Annotated in this window: 6 protein-coding genes; 3 read left to right on the forward strand and 3 right to left on the reverse strand. The window is 53.1% G+C overall.

The features are described from left to right. Positions 1–177: 177 nt before the first annotated feature. Entirely contained in the window at positions 178–912 is a 735-nt protein-coding gene (gene dnaQ / locus Q7O77_RS13815) for a DNA polymerase III subunit epsilon (protein ID WP_094109936.1), read from the reverse strand. Between dnaQ and rnhA the strand changes: the two genes are divergently transcribed. After that, positions 866–1,432 carry a ribonuclease HI gene (rnhA, locus tag Q7O77_RS13820; RefSeq protein ID WP_167372039.1) on the forward strand — a complete coding sequence of 189 codons (567 nt, stop codon included), beginning with the start codon at positions 866–868 and terminating at the stop codon, positions 1,430–1,432. The two genes, dnaQ and rnhA, sit on opposite strands and share 47 nt — an antisense overlap. Here rnhA and Q7O77_RS13825 read toward each other — a convergent pair. Next, the gene (locus tag Q7O77_RS13825) at positions 1,429–2,151 is read right to left on the reverse strand and encodes a class I SAM-dependent methyltransferase (RefSeq protein ID WP_304168372.1); all 723 of its coding nucleotides are present in this window, start codon (positions 2,149–2,151) and stop codon (positions 1,429–1,431) included. The genes rnhA and Q7O77_RS13825 overlap by 4 nt on opposite strands. 43 nt (positions 2,152–2,194) lie before the next feature. Here Q7O77_RS13825 and gloB point away from each other — a divergent pair, with 43 nt between their 5' ends. Continuing rightward, positions 2,195–2,950: a hydroxyacylglutathione hydrolase gene (gene gloB / locus Q7O77_RS13830; protein ID WP_304168375.1), complete on the forward strand. Its 756-nt coding sequence runs from the start codon at positions 2,195–2,197 to the stop codon at positions 2,948–2,950. A 70-nt stretch (positions 2,951–3,020) separates the two neighbouring features. Beyond that, entirely contained in the window at positions 3,021–4,409 is a 1,389-nt protein-coding gene (mltD, locus tag Q7O77_RS13835) for a murein transglycosylase D (protein WP_304168378.1), read from the forward strand. A gap of 145 nt (positions 4,410–4,554) precedes the next feature. Here mltD and Q7O77_RS13840 read toward each other — a convergent pair whose 3' ends face one another. After that, the gene (locus tag Q7O77_RS13840; RefSeq protein ID WP_304168381.1) at positions 4,555–5,340 is read right to left on the reverse strand and encodes an endonuclease/exonuclease/phosphatase family protein; all 786 of its coding nucleotides are present in this window, start codon (positions 5,338–5,340) and stop codon (positions 4,555–4,557) included. Positions 5,341–5,738: the final 398 nt, after the last annotated feature.

The following is a 5,738-nucleotide window of genomic DNA, read 5'->3' on the forward strand; positions in this document are numbered from 1 at the left end:
CGCGACCCCCTGCGTGACAGGCAGGTATTCTAACCAACTGAACTACCGCTCCACTCTGCGCTCTGTGAGCGGGTTGAATACTAAAATGGCACCCTAATCACGTCAATGCTTTTTCACGCTAACCGACTCTGTTTGCTCAGATTTCCAGCGCAGAGTCTGTTTTCACTCCGGCGATGTTCAATCACGCCACAGGCAGCTGCCGCCTTTTTTCACAATCAGATCGAGCCGCTGTTCATGCGCCATCACCTCGTCGTCGCTGGCGTAGATCACCGGTAACGCGGACGCCGGACGCGCGATGCGCTGAATAGTGTCTCCCTGATTCGCCTGCTGCGACCCTTCGTTATCCATGGAAAACGCGAGCGACCTCTGGCCGCCGGTCATCGCCAAATAGACTTCTGCCAGTATTTCGGCATCGAGTAACGCGCCGTGCAGCGTACGCTTGCTGTTGTCGATCAGATAACGGTCGCACAACGCATCCAGGTTGTTACGCTTGCCGGGGAAAAGCTTACGGGCCAACAGCAGGCTATCCGTGATTTTGCAGAAGGTTTCCGTCTTCGGAATATCTCGCTGCAGCATCCGGAACTCGTAGTCCATAAAGCCGATATCAAACGCCGCGTTATGGATGACCAACTCGGCGCCACGGATAAAGTCCATGAAGTCGTCGGCGATGTCGGCATAAGTGGGTTTATCGACCAGGAATTCGTCGCTGATCCCGTGAACGTTATAGGCTTCCGGGTCGATCAAGCGATCGGGTTTGAGGTAAACATGATAGTTGCGGCCGGTCAGACGACGGTTAATCACCTCAACGGCACCGATTTCGATGATGCGATGACCTTCGTAATGAACACCCAACTTGTTCATACCCGTGGTTTCGGTATCCAGGACGATTTGTCGTGTTATTTCAGTGCTCATCGTTTTCGTTTATGTCAGACTTGTGGTTTTCAGCATGGACAAGAGTCTACCAGAGATGCGTAAACAGGTAGAAATTTTCACCGACGGCTCCTGCCTCGGCAACCCCGGACCCGGGGGCTACGGCGCGGTGTTGCGCTATAAACAGCACGAAAAAGAGCTCAGCGCAGGTTACCGCCTCACGACGAATAATCGCATGGAGCTGATGGCGGCGATTGTGTCGCTGGAGTCGCTGACCACGCCGTGCGACGTGACTCTGAGTACGGACAGCCAATACGTCCGTCAGGGGATCACCAGCTGGATTCATAACTGGAAAAAGCGCGGCTGGAAAACCGCCGATAAAAAGCCGGTAAAAAATGTCGATCTCTGGCAGCGGCTGGATTTAGCGATCCACCACCACACCATCCAGTGGGAATGGGTGAAAGGCCATGCCGGTCACCCGGAAAACGAACGTTGCGACCAGCTGGCGCGTGAGGCCGCGGGCGCGCCAACGCAGGATGACGTCGGTTACAAACAGGATTAATCCGGGCCGCGACGATAGCTTTTCGTCACGCCCACCGGACTGCGCATCGACGTTTTTTTCAGTCTGGAACGCATCGGCGTAAACGTCAGCGGCACGGTGCGTTTTCGCGCCACAATCAGGTTCAGACATCCCAGCAGCGGCAGATGGTTGTTCCAACGCCCCTGCCCTTGCTGACGCCAGGGCAACGCATGCAGGCTGGTGTTATGCACGATTTCATAGTTGAGCAGATTCAGCCAGTCCTGCAGCCGCATCTGGCTGAACATCCGACTGCAATACGGCTGTCGACGCCGGATCCCCGGCACCACCTTTCCCAATCCCATCAAACTCATCGGATTAAATCCGCTGATAATAAGCCAGCCATCGTTGATCAGAACGCGATCCACTTCCCGCAGCACGCGATGGGGATCGCTGGAATACGCCAGTGAGTGAATCAGCAGGCAGGCATCCACGGATTTCTCGATAAACGGCAGTTGGCACGGGTCGGCGATGACGTCCGCGCAGGCACGGTTCTGCGTGACGTTGATCTGATGGGAAATTGCGCAGTCCGCGCTATTCAATTCGGCGCTCAGCGCCCCCACCTTCACCAGGTGAAAACCAAAGATCTTCGGCCACCACGGCTGTAGCGCATCATCGAGCGTATCGCGATAGGATGTCCCCCAGGGGATGGAGTCCCATGAATCAGGAGCCTCTACAGTCTGGACGGTTTGTGCTGGCTTCATGTTCTAGTATCTTCCACAGGTAACGGCAAACAGAGGACTCACCATGAATCTTATCAGTGTTCCCGCACTCAAAGATAACTACATTTGGTTACTGAGCAATCAACAGAAGGCGTGTGTGATCGTCGACCCCGGAGAAGCCGCGCCGGTGTTGGCGGCGCTGGAAGCGCAGCAGCTTACGCCGGTTGCTCTCCTGTTAACCCACCACCATCAGGATCACGTCGGCGGCGTGAAAGCATTAAAGGAACGCTTCCCCCATATCGACGTTTACGGTCCGCAGGAAACTTCCCGCAGCGGAACGACACATACCTTAAACGAGGGCGACAGTCTGACGTTGCTGGACTCGGAATTTTCTATTTTTTCCGTCCCAGGGCATACAGCGGGACATATCGCGTATTATAGCGCTCCATACCTGTTTTGCGGCGACACGCTGTTTTCCGCTGGATGCGGACGTATTTTTGAAGGCACACCGGAACAAATGTTTGAATCGGTTAGCAAACTCTCCCAGCTACCGGATGAGACGTTGGTGTGTTGCGCTCATGAATATACGTTGTCAAACCTGGAGTTCGCCCATGAGTTATGGCCGGAGGAGCCCACAATTGCCGACTATCTGCTAAAAGTCAGACAATTAAGGGAAAAAGGGCTGTCAACAGTCCCTACACACCTCGGTTTTGAACGAAATATTAATCTTTTTTTACGTTGTCATAACACTGATTTACAAAGAAAAATATTTAACGATGTGAGCACCAGGGGCGATTGGCAGACATTTGCGCAACTAAGGGCGATGAAGGACCACTTCTGAAGGTTTTAGTTGTACGCATTGACCAATCAAAGTATGATCGTTCGTCTTTTGAGCAACTGTTGACAAAAATATGAAGGCTAAAGCGATACTTATCGCCTCGGTCTTGTTGGTAGGCTGCCAGGTTTCACCCCATGATACCTCCCAGCCCAAACAACATGCACAGAGTCTGTCTTCGGCCAGTCAAAGTGAAGCAGGAAAGTACACCGAAGGTCGAGAGACCGGGGCGCGATGGCTGGATGATGACAGCCTCGCGCAGCAGGACCTGTGGAACTTAATTAGTCGTGAGCTGAAGATGGAGGTTCCGGAAAACGCCCGGATCCGCGAGCAGAAACAGCGTTATTTGAAAAATAAGAGCTATCTCCACGATGTAACATTACGGGCAGAGCCGTACATGTACTGGATAGTCGAGCAGATTAAGCAACGTAAAATGCCGATGGAACTGGTACTGCTACCCATAGTGGAGAGCGCTTTTAATCCAAACGCCCAATCGTCGGCCAACGCCGTTGGATTGTGGCAGATTGTCCCAGGAACGGGACGTCATTATGGATTGCAGCAAGATAAATGGTACGACGGACGCCGCGATGTCGCCGCTTCCACGACAGCCGCATTAAATATGATGCAGCGCCTTAACCGGATGTTTGATGGAGACTGGTTGCTGACCATCGCCGCCTACAACAGTGGCGAAGGTCGTGTGATGCAGGCCATCAAAGCGAATAAGGCAAAGGGTCGCCCAACGAATTACTGGTCACTGGCGCTCCCTTACGAAACGTCGATTTACGTACCCAAGATGCTGGCTTTAAGCGACATATTGAAGCATAGCAAAAAATACGGCCTTGACCTGCCGAAAACGAATGAAGAACGTGCCCTGGCGCAAGTGGATTTAGGACAGCAGATGCAGCTGACCCAAGCCGCCGAGCTAGCCGGTTTACCCGTCACAAAATTGAAAAGCTACAATACGGGTTATAAACAGAATGTGACTGCGCCTAATGGGCCGCATTACATTATGGTACCGAAGGCACATGTCGAGCAGTTGAAAGACTCGCTGGCAGAAGTAGATATTGCGGCGGTTCAGCCGACGCGTCTGGCACAAACAACCCGGGGTTCTGAATATAAAGTCCGTACAGGCGATACGTTATCCGCCATCGCCAAACGGCTCAATGTCAGCACCAAAGACCTGCAGAACTGGAATAACCTTCGTGGAAATACGGTGAAAGCAGGTCAGACGCTTCAGGTCGCGAAAGCGTCTTTCGCCACGGCAGGGTCTGATGCCAGCAGTAAAAGTGGCTCGATCATCTACCATGTTCGCAAAGGTGACTCGCTGGCAAGTATCGCCAAACGTCACGGCGTCGACATCGCAGATGTGATGCGCTGGAATACGGTCATTAACAAGAATGCCAATATCCAGCCGGGCGACAGACTGACGTTGTTCGTCAGCAAAAAACAGTCTCCCGATTCCTGATCGGTCACGTAAAACAAAAACCTCTCTTCGGAGAGGTTTTTTTATGGGTGTAACGCTGTGACAGCAATAGAAACGAGGGGAAAGCGAAGGCCGTTCATTCAAACCGCGAGCCAGCGTGGTGATAACCGCTCACAGGCCCAAGCTCCTAGAGATTGAACTCCACGCGCAGCGGGTTGTGATCGGAAGCATCAGTGACTAACACCGAGGAGTGCGCCACGTCGAGCTCTCGATAGAAGACGAAGTCCAATGGACGACCGAACGCCCTGCGCCGCTGATCGTTGTTGAACATTACCTCTTTTAACCCCATCACCCCGGCAAAACGGTACAGCGCATTGCTTCTCGGCTGGCTCCAGGCATTGAAATCCCCCGCCATGATCACCGGTCCGGTGTGATGATTCAGATGTTCTCCGATGGCCTGCAGCTGCTTGGTGTAGACCTCAACGCCAAAGCTGAAGTTCACGGCGTGAATGTTCACGACCATCAACGAGCGTCCGTCATGCAGGGGATAGATCGTCACCAGCGCGGATTTGGACAGGCGCAGCAGTGGCTCACGTTCACGCAAAGGACAGCAGTACATCGGCTGCGCGGCAGAGAGCGTCATCACGCCCGAAGGATGCTGCGGAAGGGAAAAAGCGGGAACCTGATCGGCGGCTGGATAGTGGGAGGTGGCAAACTGAATCAACGCCGGCGAGCTTTGCGCTTCCTGGAGGAGCATCAGTTGAGCGTTCTGACCAAAGCCCTTCAGCACCGACAGCCAATCCATCCGCTGTTGTTTAAAAATATTCCACACCAGCAGGCGTAAAACACCGTCCTCCAACGGCAGCGGACCGGACAATACCGGCTGCCCGGAATAATGCATAACCACCGGCTGGAAAATTCTCTCCACAGGCTGCCCGGCTACATATCTCATGGCATAAGTTTTCTTTCGCACGTCCCGCCTGCTATCAAGATGACTGAGTATCAGCGACTGCTTACTGCAACAGTGATAGTCCAGTTATAGGGGCTTTGCCTGTGAGTTTCAACAGCGGATTGGAAAACGAGGGGAGCTGGCTGGGGCACAATGCGGGATCAAGACAACCAGGATTCTTTCCCATAAAAAAGAGAAAACATCCCGTATTGCAAGCACATACGTGACATAAGCACTACAGCGCAATCGTCGCTGTGTCACTCCATCATTTATAATGTAATAAGAAACTACGTCTGTTCGTCATGACAACGACCGCCAGCGCCTGTGCGGTTCTGATGCAGATGATCGACTCGCTCTGTCGAGCACGGTCGAATACGCCGTAAACAGGATAAAAAAGCCCTGAACAGAGTATTCAGGGCTAT

Source organism: Lonsdalea britannica, from assembly GCF_946477055.1.
GTDB lineage: Bacteria > Pseudomonadota > Gammaproteobacteria > Enterobacterales > Enterobacteriaceae > Lonsdalea > Lonsdalea britannica_A.

Bases quoted from the DNA above. Each gene is read 5' to 3' on its own strand.
- Q7O77_RS13825 (WP_304168372.1), bottom strand. From the start codon at position 2,151: ATGAAGCCAGCACAAACCGTCCAGACTGTAGAGGCTCCTGATTCATGG.
- gloB (WP_304168375.1), top strand. From the start codon at position 2,195: ATGAATCTTATCAGTGTTCCCGCACTCAAAGATAACTACATTTGGTTA.
- mltD (WP_304168378.1), top strand. From the start codon at position 3,021: ATGAAGGCTAAAGCGATACTTATCGCCTCGGTCTTGTTGGTAGGCTGC.
- dnaQ (WP_094109936.1), bottom strand. From the start codon at position 912: ATGAGCACTGAAATAACACGACAAATCGTCCTGGATACCGAAACCACG.